The sequence below is a fragment of the Mesorhizobium sp. B2-3-10 genome (assembly GCF_006442275.1).
GTDB classification, from domain to species: domain Bacteria; phylum Pseudomonadota; class Alphaproteobacteria; order Rhizobiales; family Rhizobiaceae; genus Mesorhizobium; species Mesorhizobium australicum.
Map to the genome: position 1 here is coordinate 123,662 of NZ_VFVT01000009.1, position 17,860 is coordinate 141,521.

Below are 17,860 nucleotides of genomic sequence, written 5' to 3' on the forward strand. Positions count from 1 at the left end.
GATGTTTCTTGCCGTTCAAGCCGCGTCTCGTCGTGTGTCACTCAAGGTGTTCGCGCGAACCGCCGGCCTGCCCGTCAAAGAAGCGTGCGGGCCGCAATGGAACTCTTGGCCGTCAACTGCATTATCCAGTCCGGGCAAAACGGGGGCGATATGGGGGTCACTTCAGGCGATCGTCAATCTGAACTGCAGCGCTTCGAGCTGTTGGCGGCGCTGGGCGACCGGATTCGCGAGATTACTGATCCTGCCGAACTGGCCCACGCTGCCGCGGAACTGGTAGGGAGACATTTCGATGTCAGCCGAGCCGGATACGGCACGATCGATCTTGAGAAAGAAACCATCACGATCGAGAGGGATTGGAACGCGCCAGGCATCAAAAGCCTGGCTGGGACCCTGAATTTCAGGAACTACGGCTCGTATATCGAGGACTTGAAGCGGGGCGACACCGTTGTCTTCGAAAATGCCGAGACAGACCCGCGAACAAGGGATCATGCGGAGGCTCTCAAAGCCATCAGCGCCCAATCCGTCATCAACATGCCGGTTACCGAGCATGGCGGTTTGGTGGCGCTGCTATACCTGAACCACTCCGCGCCCAGACGCTGGGCCAAGGAGGAGGTTGCCCTTATTTCGGAAGTGGCGGACCGGACGCGTACCGCCATCGAGCGGCTTCGCGCTGAGCGAGCGCTGCGTGAGAACGCCGAACGCCTGGCTTTTCTCGACCGTCTTGGAAGGGAGATTGCCCTCGCGGCCGACGCCGACGCCGTCATGGCGATCACCACTCGTCTGTTGGGCGAACATCTTGCCGTCTCGATTTGCGCCTACGCCGACATGGAACAGGACCAGGACCATTTCACCATCCGTGGCGACTGGAGCGCACCCGGCTCGCCCAGCATCAGAGGGTATTACAGTCTTACCGATTTTGGTCGCCTGGCGGTCACCAATCTCAGCGCCAATCGGCCGCTCATCATCAACAACAACCTCGAGGAAATTGCACCCGAGGAGGCAAAGACCTTTCAGGACATCGGCATAACGGCAACCATCTGCATGCCCTTGGTAAAACAGGGCCGGCTGACCGCCCTGATGGCCATTCACGACAAGCAGCCCCGCGTCTGGTCACAGCGCGAACTGTCCTTGCTGACGGAGGTGACGGAGCGGTCCTGGGCTCACATCGAGCGCGTTCGCTCGGAACAGGCGGCCCGGGCCAGTGAGGAGCGCCTCCGGCTCGCCACGGACGCAGCCGCTATCGGGACCTGGGACTACGATCCCGTCACCAAGGCGCTGCGGTGGGATGACCGGTGCAAAGCCCTTTTCGGCCTCCCGCCAGACGCGGAGGTAACATATGAAAGCGCGTTCCTGGCGGGTATTCACCCAGAAGATCGGGCCCGCGCCGACGAGGCCGTACGCCAGGCGCTCGCGCCGGGCACGTCTTCCCGCTACGACATCGAATATCGGACGGTCGGCTTGCACGACGGCAAGGAACGCTGGATTGCGGCAGCGGGCGAGTCGCTTTTCCAGTCAGGGCGTGCGGTCCGCTTCATTGGTACCGTCATGGATATCACCGCGCGAAAGCGGGTGGAGCATCAGCTTCAGATGATGAACGTCACCGCTGCCGCGGTAGCGGCCGAGCTCGACGTGGAGCGGATTGTTCAAACGGTAACTGATGCCGGCGTAGCGCTGTCGGGCGCACAATTCGGAGCTTTCTTCTACAATGTGATCGACGACAAGGGCGACAGCTACATGCTCTACGCTCTGTCGGGCGCACCTCGCTCCGCGTTCGAAAATTTTCCAATGCCTCGCAACACGGCGGTGTTCGACCCCACTTTCCGCGGGACAAGCGTGGTGCGCTCCGACGACATCCTCGCCGACCCCCGCTACGGCAAGAACTGGCCCCGCAAGGGAATGCCGGAGGGCCATCTGCCAGTGCGTTCCTATCTTGCGGTACCGGTCGTCTCGCGTTCGGGAGAGGTGCTGGGCGGCCTCTTCTTTGGTCATGCAGAGATCGGCGTCTTCGCCGAACAGCAAGAGAAGGCCTTGCTGGGGCTTGCGGGCCATGCCGCGACGGCAATCGACAATTCTCGACTGTTCAAGGCGCTGCAGACGCTCAATGGCACCCTTGAACAACGTGTCATGGACGAAGTCGCCGAACGCACCAGAGCAGAAGAGCACCTGCGGCAGGCCCAGAAGATGGAAGCTGTCGGACAGCTTACCGGTGGCATCGCGCACGACTTCAACAATATGCTGGCTGTCATTATCGGCGGACTGAACCTTGTGCAGCGCAAGCTCAGAAACGGCGATACCAACGTCCACCAGTTCGTGACCGGCGCGATCGATGGAGCCCAACGTGCTGCAGAACTTACCAAGCGGCTGCTTGCCTTCTCCCGCCAGCAACCTCTGGCGCCCAAGCGCCTGAATCCAGATCGCCTCGTCTCGGATATGAGTGAATTGCTGAGCCGGACGCTTGGGGAGACAATCCAAATCGAGACCGTGCTCGCCGCGGGACTTTGGCATGTGGAAGTCGACGCAGGGCAGCTGGAAAGCGCGTTGCTCAACCTTTGCGTCAACGCGCGGGATGCCATGCCCGCTGGTGGAAGGCTGACCATCGAGACATCCAATGCCCATGTCGACGACCGGTATGCGAGAGAAAACGCAATACCCTCCGGCCAGTATGTGATGATAGCTGTCACGGACACCGGAGCCGGCATGACTGCTGACGTGTTGGCCAGAGCCTTCGATCCGTTCTTCACCACAAAGGGGGTTGGCAAAGGCACCGGGCTGGGGCTCAGCCAGGTTTATGGATTTGTTCGCCAGTCCGGCGGCAGCGTCAAGATCTATTCCGAGCAGGGTATCGGAACCACTTTGAAAATCTATCTGCCACGCTCGCACGGCGACGTGGTCGACAGCCCGGCCGAGTCCGTGGCGGGCGAGCACCCCGGCAGTGAGGACGAGATCATCATGGTTGTCGAGGATGAAGATCGCGTCCGGCTGATGGCTGCGGAGGCGCTGCGGGAACTGGGCTATTCCGTGTTGGAAATGCAAGGGCCGCGGGACGCGCTGGCGGCCGTCGCAAGCGGGCAAGTGCCGTCGCTTCTGTTCACTGACGTCGTCATGCCGGAGATGTCCGGCCGGGAACTGGTGGATCAGGTCAAGAGCATGCACCCGTCGCTAAAAGTGCTCTACACCACCGGCTACACACGAAACGCGATTGTCCACAACGGCACACTTGATTTTGGAACGGAGCTTTTAACCAAGCCCTACACGATTGACGAATTGGCAGAGAAGATCCGTAAGGTGCTGGATCGCAAGTGAATGGTCACTGTCCGAGGCACACCAATCCCTCTCCGCTTCAGTTACTTTACGGGACGCCGCGCTTGGGCGGAATTGATGCCTTCGGCAAGACAACTGCCGTACCGCAGAGGCTATTGGGGCTTCGTGCACCCAACAGTGAAACCTTTTCCCTACTCGCAGCTTGTTTGCGACACCGGAGGAAACGATCGTGTCAAGGCGAGATGGAGAAATGGGGGATCAACCGACCAAGAGGCGTCGTACACGTCCCTTGAAGGGCGAGGACGCGGAGGTCCGGCATGTCGTCGAAACGCATGACCTGTCGCCCGCTCAGGCAAGGGAGCTGGTACGTCGCCACGGCAACGATTGGCGCAAGATCGATGAGGCGGCGAAGTCATACAAGGACAGCACCTGACGGAAGCCTCCAGGTCTCTCGGGAAGACGCTAAATCCTATTTACAGCAGCGGCTCATCTCGCCTGACAGGCTTGTTCGAGAGCCCGCGATTTCCAATTGAAAAAGAAAGCCCACTGCCTCGGGGGAGTGCAGCGGGCGATCGGCTAGGAGTTGAGGGGACATCTCCACGCTGGGTAAACAACAGATCAACAGCGGATCGGTTCCAACGCTGCTCTCCGTTCATTCGCTTCGCAATACGCGCCCGTGGCAAGGGAGCCGACGCCTAATCTCTTTCCGTGCCTTGTTCATCATCAGAATGATCGATGAATTCCCCCTCTTGCAAGCTCATAACCGGGTATCAACCGCAAACCCAGGCAAGCCATGCTCCCGGCGTATTTGAATGCACCAGCAGCGGATCAGGACCATCACCAGGATTCTCGGCCCTCCCGCAGATGGATAGACGTCCCGGCCTACGCCCTGGATCAAGGTGGCCCGGCGCTGCGCCTTCATCAGAAGTTGGGCCCGGCGTTTGCGGATGTCGGGATTGCCGATCAGCTCAAGAAAGTCGCGGCCCAATATTCCGAAAAAGCCGCCGTGCATGACGGCGTGAATCAACTGTCGTATTTCGAGCTTGCAACTGCCGTCGAAGTCCTGTCCCGCCGGATCGCTGCCGTCGTTCCCGTGGGGCAGCCGATCGGAATTTATCAACCAAACTCCGTCTGGTACATCGTTGCTGTCCTGGCGAGCATGGCGGCGGGAAGGATTTCGGTTCCCCTCAACGCCCGGGACCCAATCGCCCGTGTCAACGAGATTGTCGGCGTCGCGCGGCTCCGCGCCATTCTTGGCGTTGGACACCGGCATGCGGGTTTACCCGAGGACATCCGGTGGATCGATGTGACTGCCAGCCCCGAGTCGACGGCGCCGCTGTCATCGACGCAATTGCCTGCCGTATCCGTCGATGCACCGGCGATGGTTCTTTACACGTCTGGCAGCACCGGATCTCCAAAGGGCATAGTCAACAGCCAGCGCAGCCTGCTCTGGCGGGTGCACCAATATGCCGATGCGTGTCACATCAATTCCGACGATGTCTTCCTCCCCTTGACCGGGCCGGCCACCATAGCCGGATGTCGAGAAATCCTGACTTCGGTCCTGTGCGGCGCCACTTTGCATATGGTCGACGTGGAAGCGATCGGCCTGCGTGCGGTTCGCGAGCGAATGCAGCAGGTTGGCGCGACGCTTACTTACCTCGTGCCCGCGCTGCTTCGCGCCCTCATGACCAATGCCCCCGCCGATGCGTTCGGATCGCTCAGGGTGGTCCGCGTCGGCGGCGAGAAAGTGCTTTGGACCGACATTGCCCTTTTGCGAAAGGCGATTCCTGCTCATTGCCTCGTACAGATCGGCTACTCGTCAACCGAGACGACCGGGTCACAATGGTTTCTGCCTCGCGTTCAACCAAAGAACCAAACGTCCGTACCGGTCGGCCGGCTCTTGCCAGGAATAGCTTTTGCGATCGTCAACGAGGACGGTGACAGCGTACCGCGGGGCGGAAGCGGGGAACTCGTCATCAAGAGCCCCTACGTCTTGCTCGGCCACTGGGAAAACGGCACCGTCATCCCTGCCGAGGCGGATCCCGATGATCCAAGTCAACGGATATTCGCGACCGGCGATCTCGTCCAATTGGACAATCGGGGCCTGCTGAGGATCGTCGGCCGCAAGGGGCGGCAGATAAAGATCAACGGTCGGCGCATCGAGCCGGCCGAAGTCGAGAGGATCCTGCGCTCCGCCTCGTCAGTCGAGGATGCGGTGACGATCGTGACCGAGGCCAACGAACTGGTCGCTTTCGCGATCCCCAGGAATTCCGCCGGTCCGGCCTTCGCCGACGACCTTCGCCAGCTGCTTGCAAAGACGCTGCCGCCGCCACTGCGGCCGCTTCGGCTCCACAGGGTAGAGGACATTCCGCGCCTGGCGGGCGGAAAAATAGATGTGGCGAAACTCGGGAAAATGGATCTTCTGGCCAAGAAGCCTACCCAAGTTGCCGATCCACCGATTTCAGGCAGCGATCTCAAGGCCCATCAAGCAGTGCAGAATGCCTGGACCAGGGTCCTCAACACGCGGGCAGCCGTCGGGCGATGGGATGAAGCGGGAGGGGACTCGCTGAAGCTGCTCCACTGCGTCATGGAGATCGAGAACGAAATCGGCCAGGAACTGGATCTTGAGGCATTTACCGTCGGGATGAGCGCCGAAGCGATGGTCAGCGCGGTCGCGTCCGCACAAGCCGGCAATGCGCCCGATCATGTGCTGGAGCATGATCGGCCTTTTCTCTTTCTGTTTCCCGGCTCCGTGGGCTATGGGCCTAGTCTTGCAGCCTTCGCCTCAGCCATGGGCAAAGTCGCAACGGTCCGTCCGATAAGATATCCCAGCCTCGCGACCATTCTCAGCGGCCAGAACGATCTTGCCGCCATGGTGGACGCCGCGCTTGAACAGATCAACCGCATCCAGCCGTCGGGCCATGTAAGGCTACTCGGCCACTCGCTCGGCGGAGCCGTCGCATTCGAAGTTGCCGTGCGCCTGCTGAAGGAGGGAAGGTCCGTCAAGTTTGTCGGTATCCTCGACACCAGCCTGGCTGGCGAGCGGAGCCGTCCGTGGGAGACAATCACCCGCACCTTGCGTCGGGTCCGGTCCAACCGCATGTCACCCTATCGAATGGCCTGCCGTGTTTTGGCGAAGCTCACGGTCAAGCTCGGCCAGGAAGCTCGTCTTGCCCAAGCCATCGACCACTTTTCCCGAGGACAATTCAACGCAACCAGCTTCCGCATCAAGCTGGAGCTGCAGGAAGTCTTGCGTGCGCAGGCCTTCTTCCGTTGGTTGGAGCAGCCAAGAACGGTGCTCCCGATCACCGGAACGCTGTTCCGTTGCGCGCGACCGGGAATGCCTCTTGCGATCGGATGGGATCGGGTGTTCGCGGACCTGCAGGTCATCCCGATTGCTGGTAACCACATTGATCTGGTCGTCGAACCTCACATCGGCGTCAATCGTCCGCTGATCGAGGAGGCGGTCGCTCGCACTTATTCGCCGGCCGAGTCTTCAACCATGAAAGGCAGCTTCGCGTGACTTCGCGGTTCGGCAAGGATGTTCTGGCACTGGATGCGGCCGCGGAGGTCGACCGCATCGTAGCATCCGTGCGCGAGCAGGTATTGGTCACGCTCCGCCGGCGCGGAGTGGTGGTCGGGCTCTCAGGCGGTATCGACAGTTCGGTGGTCGCGTCGTTGTGCGTGGCTGCCTTCGGCAAGGACAGGGTGCTCGGGATCTTCATGCCGGAGCGTGACTCGTCCGGGGACTCGCTGAGGCTGGGGCGCGTTATCGCCGGTCAGCTGGGCATCGACACCATCGCCGAGGACATTGCGCCGGCGCTCGACGCCATCGGTGCCTATAGCCGGCAGATAGAGGCCATTCGCACCGTTGTTCCGGACTACGGCGAAGGGTGGAAATGCAAGCTGGTGCTGACCTCGGTGCTGGAGAGCAAAGGCCTCAATATCACCCGTCTCACCGTTCAGGACCCCCAGGGGAAGATCGATACCGTGCGCCTGTCAGGAGCGGCCTATCTGCAGATAGTGGCCGCGACCAATTACAAGCAGCGCATTCGCAAGATGACTGAGTACTATCACGCGGACCGTCTCGGCTATGCGGTGGCGGGCACGCCTAACCGGCTCGAATATGATCAGGGTTTTTTCGTCAAGCAAGGCGACGGAATCGCTGACCTGATGCCGATCGTCCACCTCTACAAGACGCAGGTCTATCAACTGGCGGAATATCTCGGTGTGGACGGGGAGATCCGGCGCAGGCCGCCGACGACCGACACCTTCTCCATGGCGCAGAGCCAGGAGGAGTTCTACTTCGCCCTGCCCTATCATCAGACGGACCTATGCCTCTACGGCGTGAACCATGGCATCTGCGCCGATGATGTCGCTGATGTTGCCGGGTTGTCACCAGACGAGGTCCAGAAGGTCTTCAAGGATATCGAAGCCAAGCGTCGAGCGGCGCGCTATCTGCACGCCCAGCCTTTGCCTTCGGTGCCAATGACGGTGGACTGAACGGATGTGCGGGATCGCCGGAATTGTCGCGCTGAGCGCCACTGCCCCACCTCCTTCGCGGGAAGCGCTGTTGCGTATGGTGGGCGCGCTTGCACACCGCGGACCCGACGAGCGGGGGCTGTATCGCGACCGACGCGCGGGTTTGGCGCATGCCCGCCTGTCCGTGGTCGACCTGCTGCACGGCCAGCAGCCACTCGCCGACGTCAGCGGCCTGACATGGATCGTCTTCAACGGTGAAATCTTCAACTACGTCGAATTGCGCGACAAGTTGATCGCGCTTGGTCACCGCTTCCGCACGCATAGCGACACGGAAGTCGTGCTCCACGCTTACCAGGCCTGGGGCCAGGCCGCCTTTGAACGGATGAATGGTCAATGGGCAGTCGCGATATGGGACTCTGCTGCCGGCCGCCTGATCCTGTCGCGTGACCGCTACGGCATCTGCCCGCTGTATTATTGCGAGCACGACGGCCGCGTCTTCTTTGCAAGCGAAGTCAAAGCCATTTTCGCTGCGGAAACAGCGATTCCTCGCGCCTTTGATCCGACAGGAATCGATCAGACGTTTACATTCTGGACGGTGATCCCGCCGCAGAGCGTCTTCGAAGGCGTCAAGGAACTGCAGCCTGGACATATCCGGCTCTATGAGGGTGGCGTGGCCCGGGAGACGGCTTTCTGGGAGCCGCATTATCCGCGAATTTCCGGTTCCGAGCCTGAATGGTTCACCGGCTCGTGCGACGATGCCGTCGAGGCGATCCGCGGTGCGCTCGAAGCCGCGACGGCGCTGCGGATGGTGCAGGCCGACGTGCCGGTGGGCTGCTATTTGTCCGGTGGGCTCGACAGCTCGCTTGTCGCGGCGCTTGGGAGACGTTTCGCGGGGGAGCGCTTCCAGACATTCTCCTTGCGTTTTGCCGACGAGGAATACGACGAGACCTATTTCCAGCGCCTGGTCGCCGCCGCCACCGCGAGCGAGCACCACGAGGTGGTGATTTCCCGCCGCGACATTGCAGCGGTTTTTCCCGAGGTCGTCTACCACGCCGAGCGGCCAATCCTGAGGACGGCCCCGGCACCGCTCTTCCTTCTGTCCAAGTTGGTCCGCGAGCGCGGCATCAAGGTTGTGCTGACAGGGGAAGGCGCCGACGAGATTTTCGCCGGCTACGACCTTTTCCGCGAAGGCAAGATTCGCCGCTTCTGGGGGCGTCAACCTGCTTCGAGCCGGCGTGCGCGACTGCTTGAGCGACTCTACCCCTATCTGTCGCGCTCACCGGTTCACCAACAGGCCATGGCGCGACAGTTCTTCGGGCGCGATCTTCATGCCTGCGACAGGCCCGGCTTTGCACATGACACGCGGTGGCGCACCACAAGCGCCATCAAGCGCCTATTCTGCCCCGACATGCGCGGCGCCTCGCAGCACCGCAATGCGGTCTCCGAACTGCTCGCCCCTCTCCCCGCCGAATTTTCGCGATGGAGCTTCCTTGCCCAGGACCAGTATCTCGAAATCCGAACGCTGATGTCGGGCTACCTGCTCTCCTCGCAGGGCGACAGGATGCTGATGGCACACTCGGTCGAGGGACGCTTCCCCTATCTCGACGACGATGTCGTGGCGCTCGCGAATTCGCTTCCGGATGCTTACAAGCTGCGCGTCCTCGACGAAAAGCACGTGCTCAAGCGAGTGGCGCAGCCGATCGTCCCACCGCAAGTCGTTGCCCGCACGAAGCAGCCCTACAGGGCGCCAAATGCGCTTAGTTTCGTTGGTCATGATGCACCAGATTACATTCGCGAAGCACTGTCGGACACGGCATTGCGCGCGGCAAACGTCTTCGATCCGAAATCGGTGGCTTTCCTGCTTGGAAAGTGCCGGTCCAGGGCCGGCGGCGGCGATCTCTCCAACTCCGACAACATGGCACTGGTCGGCGTGCTGTCGACCCAGCTTCTGCATCAGCAGTTCATCGCGAGCCGCCCGGGCGGAGCGGACAAAGCCGAGCTCAGGATCGACGTTGATCACGAACAGCGGGAAAGGGTCCTGGCATGATCCACGGCGCCGTACCACTCCTGCAGGACTACCTCATCCATTCCGCCGTCCGGCTTGGCGGCAAGATCGCGTTGGTGGCCGGCAAGCAACGTGTCACCTATGCGGAGATCGATGAGCGCTCCGACAGGATCGCGCATTTCCTGGCCGCGGCGGGCGTCGAGCGTGGCGACCGCGTCATGATCTTCGCCGACAATACGGTCGAAACCGTCGTCAGCTTCTGGGGGGTGCTCAAGGCGAACGCCGTGGTCTGCATCGTCAACCCGCTTACGAAAAGCGAGAAGCTTCATTACCTGCTCAACGATTGCCTGCCAGCGGCGCTGATCACGGACAGCCATCTACACTCGATATTCTGCCAACCGTCGCGCGACTGTCACTCGCTGCGGGCGGTGATTGTCTCTGGGACGATCAACGAGGCCGAGTTCAACCGATTGCCGCACGCCGTGCGCTGGGACACGATCGTCGACAGACCTTCTGTTGCGCCGCCGCGCAAATCGATCGACATCGATCTCGCGGCCATCGTCTACACCTCCGGATCCACCGGCGAACCCAAGGGGGTCATGTTGACGCACGGCAACATGACTGCCGCGTGCACATCGATCGCCTCCTACCTGGAACTGCGTGAAGATGAGGTGATCCTCAACGTCCTGCCCCTCGCCTTCGACTACGGGCTCTATCAGATGATCATGGCCTTTCGCACCGGCGCACGGCTCGTCCTCGAGCGCTCCTTCGCCTTTCCGGCGCAGATCCTTCAGGTCATCAAGGACGAGCAGATCACAGGTTTTCCGGGCGTGCCCACGATCTTCGCGGCGCTTGCGGAGCTCAGATCGCTGAAGAGCAACGATTTCGCGAGCATCCGCTATGTCACCAATACGGCGGCCGCCCTGCCGCTCAAGCAGATTGCCATGCTCAGGGAGCTGTTTTCGGGCGCACGCATCTATTCCATGTACGGCCTCACCGAATGCAAACGCTGCAGCTATCTGCCGCCCGACGATCTCGGGCGAAAGCCCCTCAGCGTAGGCATTGCCATTCCCAACACAGAAGTGTGGATCGTCGACGAGAGTGGCAGGCGGGTCGGTCCGGGCGTCGTTGGCCAACTTGTAGTCCGCGGCGCAACGGTGATGAAAGGCTATTGGGGCAAGCCCGAGGCCACGGCAAGGAAGCTGAAGCCGGGGCCGCTGCCGGGCGAGCAGGTCCTCTACACGGGCGACTACTGCCGGATGGACGCTGAAGGCTATTTGTACTTCGTCGGCCGTGGTGACGAGATCATAAAATCACGAGGCGAAAAGGTCGCTCCCAAAGAGGTGGAAAGCGTGCTGATGGACGTCCCTGGGGTGAAGGAAGCCGCGGTCATCGGTGTTCCCGACGACCTCCTCGGGCAAGCGGTCAAAGCATTCGTCGTCATCGAGCAGGGAAGAATTGTCGGCGAAAGGCAGCTCCTGATGGAGTGCCGGAAACGGCTGGAGAATTTCATGGTGCCAAAGACCATCGTCATCGTGCCCAGCCTGCCGATGACCGATACCGGAAAACTCAAGAAAGCGGCCCTGTCGTAGATTGTTTCAGAAGCGCGATCGCAAGTCGCCTTTGCAACGGAGGATGGATTAGATGGATTCCATGATATCGGCCGCGGAAAGCGACGACATTCATATCAACCAGATCCGCAGCTTCCTGGCCTCGAATTTCTACATCGCGGACGTCAAGGCGCTATCCCTCACCGCATCATTGCTCGATCAGGGGATCGTCGACTCGACCGGAGTGCTCGAGGTGATCGGGTTCATCGAAGAGACTTTCGGCATCACAGTGGAAGACAGTGAACTCCTGCCGGAAAACCTCGATTCGATTCAAGGAATCGCGCGGTTCATCGTTCGCAAGAAGAAATGATCTGGACGGTCGGCCCGATACCGGCCGAACGCGGTCATGCCTGCCGCCTGGCCCCTGCCAGGACCACCCGCACTTCACCGGCATGGTTGGCGAAGGTGCGTATCTGCTCGTAGCCCTTGCTGCGCTCCAGAAGACTTATGACCTGGCGGTCCTGACCAAGCCCCACCTCGAACAGCAGGACGCCGCCTGGTCGGAGGTAGCGCAGCGCGTCCTTGACGACCCGCATATGAATGCTGAGCCCATAAGGACCGGCCGCGAATGCCTCTCGCGGCTCAAGCACGACCAGATGGCGGCGATCACCCTCGAGCCGCTTCTCCGAAATGTAGGGCGGATTGCAGACGATGGCATCAAGCGTGCCGTTGAGCTCCAGTCCGGACACGCCTTCGAACAAATCACCCTGATGCACTGAAATCCGGTCAGTCAAGCCATGATGAACGACATTTCGCCGCGCCGCGTCGATACAGCCGTCGGTAAGATCGCAGGCCCAAACTCGGGCGGATTGGATATGGCTAGCGATCGCGCAGGCCAGGTTGCCGGCGCCACAGCACATGTCGACGACACGCGGCGCCGGCAGGTCCATTGCGCGCAGGACATCTACGGCAACGGAGCCGAGCAGCTCTGTTTCCGGCCGCGGCACCAGTGCACCGGGCGCAACCAGGATCTTCATTCCCATGAAGATGATGCTGCCTTTGTTGTAAGCGCCGGCGACGCTGATCTCTTCGCTCACGACCGTTCTCGCAACGACATCGAAGATATTGCCGCTACCGGCGACGCCGGCAGCGATTGTCTATTGCACCGCCGCGTTTTCGAGCGCGCTGCTGAACCTGACCTCGATCGTATCACCCGGCGCCACCGCGGTATCCTGGTCGGCCGGCTGCTTGCGCCATTGCGCATCGACGGAGCGGATGATCGTCACCTGGGCCCGCACGGTTTCGCCGCCGATCGGCTGCGGCAAGGCGGATGCTCCCTGCGGCTGCAATTTCTGGCTGACCGCGTGCAGCCTTGCGGTGATGTCGGCAAGGCGCGCCTGTGTATCCCGCAACTCGTTCAACAAACCGGCACGCCTCTGGTTGTCATTGCGCTCGATCTGCCTTGCAAGATCATCCTGTTGGCGCCGAGCCCTCATGAGTTCGACCGAAGTTTCAAGCGCACGGCTCGAGGACAGAAGCACCGCGCGCCGGACATCGGCGAGCCGGTTGTTGGTCAGGTTGCCAGCCTTGAAGAGCTTGGTCACCTGCGCCAAATCCTCTTCATCGGCCTTGACTCCATCGGCTTCGTCCTGCTCGCGCTGGAGCAACGCCTGGACCTGGGTCGCTGCATCCTTGGCGCCCTTCTCCAGAAAGCTCTGCTCCTGCCCGAAATTGTCCAGCGAGAGCTTCAGCCCTTCTGCCTCGGCCTGCGCGATTTCGGTTGCGAGGGAAGAAGACAGCGGAAAGCCCTGGGGGGCCTTCATGTCGAAATCGGGCTGCTTTTGAAGTTCGGCACGTATGCGCGCACTGTGGAAATAGTCCTTGATGTATTCTCCCCAGATCGTCTCATAATCGCGCTGCAGGTCCGTTGGGTCCGGCCCAGCCTGGTTCGCCCGTGCACGCAAGAGGCTGAAGCCGCCGGCGACGGCTATCGCCTGCCGAACCGTCATGAGCGGACGAAAGGCTTGCTGCCCAGGAGCGAGCACTTCGCCAGTCACGTAGATTGGACGGTATTCAGCGATGATCGCCGTCACGTCGCCGGGCCTGACGACCGCCACCTGCTCACGGCCGTCCGGCATGCGTATGTGGTAGATCTTGGTCGGCAGGATCGCCTGCAAGCGCGTCTGAAGTTCGGACGGGGTCAGGCCGGCGACAGGCACCGTGCCTGCCTCGGCGAGAACGATGGTGCCGTCCATCTGCACCACCGCACGCTGCGTCCGCTCGGGAAGCGAGGTGATTGCGACCTCGATGGTGTCTCCGGGCGAAATTCGATAGATCGTCCCATCGGCTGCCGCAGCCATCGGCAGGGCGCAAAGCATCGCAAGTGTCGCAAGGAAGAATCGGCTAAGGTTGACCATTCGCGACAATCTCCTTCTTGTCCTGGTTTTCGGGCCAGTCGACGCGGGTGACGAAGTCGTAAACCGGTCCACCGGCCACGCCCCAATTGCTGGACCAGATCACCTGTGTGCCGTCCGGCGAAGGTGACGCATGCGTCTCGCTCCAGTAGTCGAAGGGCGCGTTGCGTGTCTGCACGATGCGCCGAACTTCGCCGCTGCCGTCGATGCGCAACGCGATGACTTCCCGTGCATATGGTGCCCAGCCTGGATTGGCCGATACCTCCTCAGGGTTGCCGCCATAGGTCAGGAAGACCCAGCCGGGCCGCTTCAGAGCCCGCGACGATGCATGCTCTGCTTCGCCGTATCCGGTCAGGGAGGTCACCTTCCCATCGGACAGTCTTCGCTTGACTACGTGATACTTGTCGGGGCCGGATTTGCTGATGCCTACATAGACCTCGCTGCCGTCGTCATCGAGCGTAAGGTCTCCGTGGCCCGGGCGGTGATGGTCTGTCCACCTCTGTCGCAAGGTACCATCGACACTGAAAATGGCCCTCTGCTCGGTGCCGTCTGCCAGGTTTTGAAAGCAAAGGATGTTCGTGCCGAGCGGGGAGATGGTGCAGGAGCTGGTGGTTCCAGGAACCTGAGCGAGATCGATGTCCGGGAATTTGAACCGATCCGCGAGATCGAAGGCGAACACCACCGCTTTTCCATCGGCGCGGACAGCGCGGACGGCTATACGGTTGCCGTCACGGCTTGGATTGCCCTTCGACGGCCCAAACTGCAGATCGTGGTATTGAGCCGTGACGAAGACAACGTCTTCGTGGTTTGTCCTTGGCGCCCATGTCGAGATCTTCCGATCCTCAACGCAGATCATCACGTCTGCGTTTCGAGGATGCCATTCGCATTCACCGCCTTTGTCGCGGTGGAATAGCGGAGCATATGTCTTGCCGTCGAGGAAGCACAGCCCGTTGCAGCCATTGGCCAGCACGAGCAGGCTCTGGTCCGCATTCCAGGCTTGAGCGCTCGAATAGCGATGACTGCAATATTTCGTCCCACACACGACACCTCCCCCAAGTGCGCCGGGTTTGGTGATGCGCATGAAATTCGTGCCGAATGCCGGATCTGTCGCGGGATGCAGATAATCTGGGAGATCCATCGGCATTGGCGCGACGAACGTCGTGGACATGCTGTTTCCCTGGCTGTCGGCCGCCCGCAGCAGGACGGCAAAGGCGATCAGGAGCAGTGCCAATGGAAATGGGTAAAACCTCATGTCATGTAGCTCATTTCGCGGCGCACCCGACCTTCGCCGAGGCGCGCCCGCCACCAATCGATGGTTCTGGCCAAGCCGTGGCGCAAACTCGTTTGCGCAGTCCATCCGGTTTCGCGTTCGAGCCGTGATGAATCGGCCAGCAGAGCGCGAACCTCGGAGTTTTGCGGCCGCAATCGACTCTCGTCGCGGTGGACGGGCTTCTTGCAGTTGCTCAGTTCGCGCACGAGATCGAGCACGTCCGATATGGTCACGGCACGCTGGCTTCCAGCATTGTAGGCATGGCCGAATTCGAGTGTGGCTGAACCCGCGCTCAGGAAGGCAGCCGCTGTGTCCTCGACGAAGGTCAGGTCGCGGACCGGGCTGGTATCTCCCACCATGATCGAAACACATTTTGGATCGAGCGCCTGCCGGATGATTGTCGGTATTATGGCTCGTTCGCTTTGTCGCGGCCCGAATGTATTGAACGGCCGGAGGATCACGACGGGCAGGTCGAACGATCTGGCATAGGACTGCGCCATCATGTCGGCGCCGATCTTGGACGCCGAATATGGCGATTGTCCCTGAAGAGGATGGGACTCGCTGATCGGCATGCTGAGCGCCGTGCCGTAAACCTCACTGGTCGAGGTGTGAATGATCCGTTCCGTCTCCCATTGGCGGGCCGCTTCAAGGACATTCAGCGTCCCCATGATATTGGTTTCCACATAGGACTGGGCGGCCGCGTATGAGTACGGGATCGCGATAAGCGCAGCGAGATGAAACACGACGGCTTGGCCGCGCACGATCCGGTTCAGGAATGCACCGTCGCGTACATCGCCTCGAACGAGTTTCAGATGACCTCGGATGTCGTCTGGCAGATCATCCAGCCATCCATGACTGTCGAACGAATTATAGAGGGCCAATGCGGTCACCTCGGCACCGTTGCGGACGAGTGCCTCGGTCAGGTGCGATCCAATGAACCCATCCGCGCCAGTGACCAGAACTCTCTTGCCATTGTAGCTCATAACCAGGTGTTCCTTCTTTCACCTGAAGCGCTCCGGTTGCCGAGCGCGCACACAGAAACAGCCTTCAACGCCTGAGTAGCCCGACAGGCACCCAGCCGATTACCGCCAGAAAACCGAGGATCATCCACACAACATCCGAAGCGATGGTTCGTCGGGGATAATAGGAAAGATCGAACTTGGCTTTGATCGGAAACAGCGCCTCCCTGTAGAAGGACGACAGGTCTCCTGAGGCCGGGTAGAGAGAGGCTTCGTGACGGAAAAGAACTTGCGTCGGGCCGACCAAGCCGGGTTTATATCTTAGGACCGCCTCGAAGCCGCCATGGAAGCAGTCAGCAAAGGCGAGGCTTTCCGGCCGTGGCCCGACGATGGCCATGTCGCCTCTGAGCACGTTCCAGAGTTGCGGCAACTCATCCAGTTTGGTGCTGGCCAAAATGCGCCCGATCTTCGTCAGCCGATGGTCGCCTACGCTGGTCAACGCAGGACCCTGAGGATCACACAGAACCTCGAATTTGCGGAATTTATAGATATGAAACATGCGGCCCCCTGCACCGATGCGAGGCTGCCGGAAAAGCACGGGGCGTCCGCCCTCGAGAAATAGGGCAAATGCAATCAGCAACATCAGCGGCGCGAAAACGATCGCGGCCAAGGATGCGGCCACGACATCCATCGCCCGTCTGCCAAAACCATGGCTCACGCCTGACACGACGGGCGGGTGGATGGACAGATCAAACGCGTTCATGCGGCGGTTCCCGCGTGGATGCCGCTATTGAGCGCGGTCGCCAGGACGTCCACCACGGCTTCAACCGCGGGCGCGGTAATCTGAGGATGCAGCGGAATGGTCAACTCGCGTTCCGCGAAATCCTCGGTGCGCGGCAGGTGGGTACCCGGGTAAAGCTCACGGTAGAGGGTCATCTGATGAACGGGCGGGTAATGGACCGTGGTTTGTATGTCCTGCGCCCGCAGCTCATCGACGACATGCTGCCTATTGACGTAGCGCGGCAAGAGGATCGGCATGATGTGGTAAGCCGAGGCTCGCGGTTCTTCGAAGGGTATTGTGATTGCCGGGCAACGCAACGCGATAAGGCGCCGGTACAACACGACAAGAATGCGCCGTATCTCGTTCCACTCCTGCAGGTTCTGGAGTTGAACCAAGCCGATCGCGGCCCGCATTTCGTCCATTCGGTAGTTGAAGCCGAGCATGGTCACATCGTAGTGCGCGGTGCGGCTGTTCAGTCGCTGGCGTGTTCCGGTGGTCATGCCGTGCGCGCGAGCCTGGCGAATCCTGTCCAGCAGTTGGGGGTCCCGGGCAATTACGGCCCCGCCCTCCGCCGTCGTCATGTTCTTGTTGCCGTAGAAGCTGAAGGCGGCGCCCGCACCAAAGGTGCCAACCGCTTTTAGGCCGGGAGCATGTGCCGCATCCTCGATGATCGAGAGCCCGCGTGCGCTGGCGAATGCTTGCCAGGCGTCCTTGTCGGCAAGATAGCCGGCGAAATGAACCAGGATCACGGCCCTGGTGCGAGGGCTGCAGCGTGCTTCTGCTTCCTTGAGCGACATCAGAGGGACGTCTGCCGATTCTATGTCGACAAAGACAGGAGTGGCGCCGACATAGAGCACTGCGTTCGCGGTAGCCACGAAGGTCAGCGAAGGAACCAGCACCTCGTCGCCCGGACCAATCCCCAATCCGTGAAGGATAAGATGAAGGGCTGCGGTGCAGGAACTAACCGCTACGCAGTCCTCTGCCTCGTGCATCAAGGCAAACGCCTCTTCGAAAGCCCGGACCCGTTCACCCATCGTCAGCCAACCGCTGTCGATCACTTTCGCCAAAGCCGCTTTTTCTGGCACTCCCAGGACCGGGGAACTTACCAAGAGCATCGTCACCTCCTCGATGATCCTCG

The 17,860-nt window shown here is 60.9% G+C and carries 13 protein-coding genes; 7 read left to right on the forward strand and 6 right to left on the reverse strand.

The window, feature by feature from the left end; all coding sequences use genetic code 11:
• Positions 1 to 150 precede the first annotated feature (150 nt).
• The 7 genes from FJ943_RS24650 (at position 151) to FJ943_RS24675 (ending at position 11,668) form a co-directional block, all read left to right on the forward strand.
• Complete coding sequence (locus FJ943_RS24650; protein ID WP_140725928.1) at positions 151 to 3,303, forward strand: GAF domain-containing protein; 3,153 nt, start codon at positions 151 to 153, stop codon at positions 3,301 to 3,303.
• Positions 3,304 to 3,550: 247 nt separating this feature from the next.
• Positions 3,551 to 3,694, forward strand: coding sequence for a hypothetical protein (locus tag FJ943_RS29735; RefSeq protein ID WP_167331116.1), 144 nt, complete (start codon positions 3,551 to 3,553; stop codon positions 3,692 to 3,694).
• A gap of 360 nt (positions 3,695 to 4,054) precedes the next feature.
• Complete coding sequence (locus FJ943_RS24655) at positions 4,055 to 6,784, forward strand: AMP-binding protein (protein ID WP_140725751.1); 2,730 nt, start codon at positions 4,055 to 4,057, stop codon at positions 6,782 to 6,784.
• Complete coding sequence (nadE, locus tag FJ943_RS24660) at positions 6,781 to 7,764, forward strand: NAD(+) synthase (RefSeq protein ID WP_140614629.1); 984 nt, start codon at positions 6,781 to 6,783, stop codon at positions 7,762 to 7,764. The genes FJ943_RS24655 and nadE overlap by 4 nt, the downstream gene beginning before the upstream one ends.
• A gap of 4 nt (positions 7,765 to 7,768) precedes the next feature.
• Positions 7,769 to 9,790 (forward strand): asparagine synthase (glutamine-hydrolyzing), encoded by a 2,022-nt coding sequence (asnB, locus tag FJ943_RS24665; RefSeq protein WP_140725754.1) that lies wholly within the window; start codon positions 7,769 to 7,771, stop codon positions 9,788 to 9,790.
• Positions 9,787 to 11,340: an AMP-binding protein gene (locus tag FJ943_RS24670; RefSeq protein ID WP_181174625.1), complete on the forward strand. Its 1,554-nt coding sequence runs from the start codon at positions 9,787 to 9,789 to the stop codon at positions 11,338 to 11,340. The genes asnB and FJ943_RS24670 overlap by 4 nt, the downstream gene beginning before the upstream one ends.
• Before the next feature lie 61 nt (positions 11,341 to 11,401).
• Positions 11,402 to 11,668 (forward strand): acyl carrier protein, encoded by a 267-nt coding sequence (locus FJ943_RS24675; RefSeq protein WP_023771446.1) that lies wholly within the window; start codon positions 11,402 to 11,404, stop codon positions 11,666 to 11,668.
• A gap of 34 nt (positions 11,669 to 11,702) precedes the next feature.
• Here the strand turns inward: FJ943_RS24675 and FJ943_RS24680 are convergent, their stop codons facing one another.
• The 6 genes from FJ943_RS24680 to FJ943_RS24705 form a co-directional block, all read right to left on the reverse strand.
• Complete coding sequence (locus FJ943_RS24680) at positions 11,703 to 12,395, reverse strand: class I SAM-dependent methyltransferase (RefSeq protein WP_140660810.1); 693 nt, start codon at positions 12,393 to 12,395, stop codon at positions 11,703 to 11,705.
• A 60-nt stretch (positions 12,396 to 12,455) separates the two neighbouring features.
• The gene (locus tag FJ943_RS24685) at positions 12,456 to 13,715 is read right to left on the reverse strand and encodes a polysaccharide biosynthesis/export family protein (protein ID WP_140725757.1); all 1,260 of its coding nucleotides are present in this window, start codon (positions 13,713 to 13,715) and stop codon (positions 12,456 to 12,458) included.
• Positions 13,702 to 14,964 carry a hypothetical protein gene (locus FJ943_RS24690; RefSeq protein ID WP_140725760.1) on the reverse strand — a complete coding sequence of 421 codons (1,263 nt, stop codon included), beginning with the start codon at positions 14,962 to 14,964 and terminating at the stop codon, positions 13,702 to 13,704. The genes FJ943_RS24685 and FJ943_RS24690 overlap by 14 nt, the downstream gene beginning before the upstream one ends.
• Positions 14,961 to 15,965 (reverse strand): SDR family NAD(P)-dependent oxidoreductase, encoded by a 1,005-nt coding sequence (locus tag FJ943_RS24695; protein ID WP_140614634.1) that lies wholly within the window; start codon positions 15,963 to 15,965, stop codon positions 14,961 to 14,963. The genes FJ943_RS24690 and FJ943_RS24695 overlap by 4 nt, the downstream gene beginning before the upstream one ends.
• Before the next feature lie 64 nt (positions 15,966 to 16,029).
• Entirely contained in the window at positions 16,030 to 16,704 is a 675-nt protein-coding gene (locus FJ943_RS24700; protein ID WP_140725763.1) for a sugar transferase, read from the reverse strand.
• Complete coding sequence (locus tag FJ943_RS24705) at positions 16,701 to 17,837, reverse strand: DegT/DnrJ/EryC1/StrS aminotransferase family protein (RefSeq protein WP_015316393.1); 1,137 nt, start codon at positions 17,835 to 17,837, stop codon at positions 16,701 to 16,703. Before FJ943_RS24705 ends, FJ943_RS24700 begins: the two co-directional genes overlap by 4 nt.
• Positions 17,838 to 17,860 lie beyond the last annotated feature (23 nt).